The following is a 2,812-nucleotide window of genomic DNA, read 5'->3' on the forward strand; positions in this document are numbered from 1 at the left end:
GTTTGGTCCCATACCTTGACCGTATAATTATAGGTCGTATTCGATCGCAGTTTATTAGCTGGCACTGTGTAAGAAGGTGTGTTGTTGGTGACTTTCCCGCTGTTGTCTACTTCAACTGCGCCTTCCCTAATAATGACCTGATAAGCGCTTTGCCTGTCCCCATCAGGGTCTGTGAATTTCCAGGTAATGTTCGGTGTTAAAGTCTGTACTTTCATTGGATTTGTGCTTGGACCGGCTGGACTTAGGTCGATAGGGGCGTTAGGTGCTTGCCTTGTTTGAAAATACTGGACTGCGCTGTCCTGGCTTACTTCGTCAGTTTGGTCCCATACCTTTACTGTATAATTATAGTTCGTATTCGATCGCAGTTTATTAGCTGGCACTGTATAAGAAGAAGTGCTGTTGGTGACTTTCCCACTGTTGTCTACTTCAACTGCGCCTTCCCTAATAATGACCTGATAGGCGCTTTGCCTGTCGCCATCAGGGTCCGTGAATCTCCAGGTAATGGTCGGCGTTAAAGTCGGCACTTTCACTGGATTTGTGCTTGGACCAGCAGGACTAAGGTCGATAGGGGCATTAGGTGCCTGGTTTGTTTTAAAATATTGAGGTGCAGTTACATTGCTTTTCATACCTGTAATATCCCATACTTGTAAAGTCCAGTAGTATTCTTTGCCCGCAGTTAACTCACTAGAGGGTAGATCAAAGAAAGTTTTTGATGAAGTTTTTGTAATATCTAATACCATTTCATCTTCTTCAGCGTTATAAATTTTTACTTGAAATTTTTCCTGTAAGTGTCTTTCAGCATCATTGTAATTCCAACTAAGCTTAATATCCCCTGCTGGTGTTGTACTTGTACTAAGTGGTGTAGCTGTAGGGGCTTGCGTTGTTTTAAAATACTGAACAGTGCTGTCAGGGCTTGCGATGTCTGCTTGACCCCATACCTTTACAGTATAGTTATAGGTCGTATTCGATCGCAGTTTATTAGCTGGCACTGTGTAAGAAGGATTGCTGTTGGTGACTTTCCCACTGTTGTCTACTTCAGTTGCGCCTTCCCTAATAATGACTTGATAGGCGCTTTGATTGTCCCCGTCAGCGTTAGAAAATGACCAAGTTATTTTAGGTGTTAAAGTTTCCACTTTAGTTGGTGCTGTGCTGCTTGTACCAGACGGGATTAGGTTGAAAGGTGCTTTAGGTTCATCTTCCGCAAATTGGAAAACACCAACTTTGCTGTAGAGGTTGCCTGGCCCGTGCACAAAAATTGGGGTGATACATGTCCCTTCAGTGATTCTATGAAAAAAATCAATGTCTCTAGATTCAGAAGGATCATCCCCTCTTATAATATTCCAACCGTTGTGTATTTCTAGTTTTTGAGGAATATAACTTAAACATATCCCAAACCATGGTCTTCCTGCTACTGGTGGATAAACTTCATGACAATTATACCTGAGACAATATGCTGCCTTGGAAGAATGAAATTTAGCCCCCCTTATTGTTATGGCAACTATCCAAAATTTTTCAGCCGTCTTCGATATGGTGAAGTTAGCGCCTATATCTGAAGAAATAGCTTTCTTATAAAGAATAACACCTTCGTTTTGCTCCCTTGTAAATTCTGGACTTTCTATTGCATTATTACTACAGATGCAGTGGTAGGCAATTATAATTGTGTCGCCTACTTTAGTTCCACTAGGGCAGGATATAATGTTCGAATTCATTTGGACCGGTGTATGATTTACAAAAGTAATAGGCATTTAGATTCACCTACCTTTATCTCTTGGTCTGCGTCTAAGAAGAAATTCGCGTGTCATAGCGATTCGTTACTGTTTTGCGCACAAAAAAAGATGCTGTGATATGTTGTTTTATCCGTGAAGTAATCAACGTGGTTGTATACTCCAAGAAATGATCTCCATACTTTTTTTATTATGATGTTTCATCCTTTTCCTTACTCTTTCTTTTTTTTCCAGACGCGTATCTTGGATTTTTCAGTTTTTTTATATGGACCAAAATCGTGATAATGCCCTGCTGTAGATTTTTGATCTCCTCTGTTACGCATATAGCTTCCTATCCCATAAGGAAAAAATTAAAAAGGGAGCTGGAGCCCCCCTTGCTAACTTCGTTGATTTTTAGGCATTTTAATACTGTTTTGTTCTTGCCTTCCAGGTAACTTTCAAGACAGTGTTACCGCTGTTTTTCTATTTCCTTTGCGATAATTGTCGGATGAGTTAGTCGGCGTAGCCATAGGTGATTACGATGTTTTAAAATATTGGGGCTCAGTTACATCACTATTTGTATTGATATTCCAAACTTGTATTGTCCAGTAGTATGTTTTCCCCGCAGTTAACTTTCCAGCCGGTACAACATAATCAAAATCATCGCTATCTGAAAGAATCTCCCCAGTGTCATACACGATGTGATCATCTTCAGCGTTATAAATCTTCACTTGGAACTTTTCCTGTGCGAGTCCTTCCGGATCAATGTATCTCCAATTAATTGTAGGTGTTAAAGTAGGTACTCTAACAGGATTTGCGCTTGGACCCAATGGGTATTTCGGCTCTGCCGTAGGTGCTTGCCTTGTTTTAAAATACTGGACTACGCTGTCCTGGCTTGCTTCGTCAGTTTGATCCCATACCTTGACCGTATAATTATAGATCGTATTCGATCGCAGTTTATTAACTGGCACTGTGTAAGAAGAAGTGCTGTTGGTGACTTTCCCACTGTTGTCTACTTCAACTGCGCCTTCCCTAATAATGATTTGATAGGCGCTTTGCCTGTCCCCATCAGGGTCGGTGAATCTCCAGGTAATGGTCGGTGTTAAAGT

Annotated in this window: 2 protein-coding genes; both read right to left on the reverse strand. The window is 41.0% G+C overall.

All coding sequences use genetic code 11. From position 1 onward, the window contains the following. Positions 1-1,745 (reverse strand): glycoside hydrolase family 78 protein (locus ACPW7N_RS23165; protein ID WP_425653819.1); only part of this gene is annotated, 1,745 nt, incomplete at its 3' end. Between the two features lie 494 nt (positions 1,746-2,239). Next, the coding region (locus ACPW7N_RS23170; RefSeq protein ID WP_425653821.1) for a glycoside hydrolase family 78 protein at positions 2,240-2,812 on the reverse strand (573 nt) is incomplete at its 5' end.

Origin of the sequence: Brevibacillus nigriterrae (assembly GCF_049846925.1) — a bacterium.
Classification (GTDB): domain Bacteria; phylum Bacillota; class Bacilli; order Brevibacillales; family Brevibacillaceae; genus Brevibacillus_H.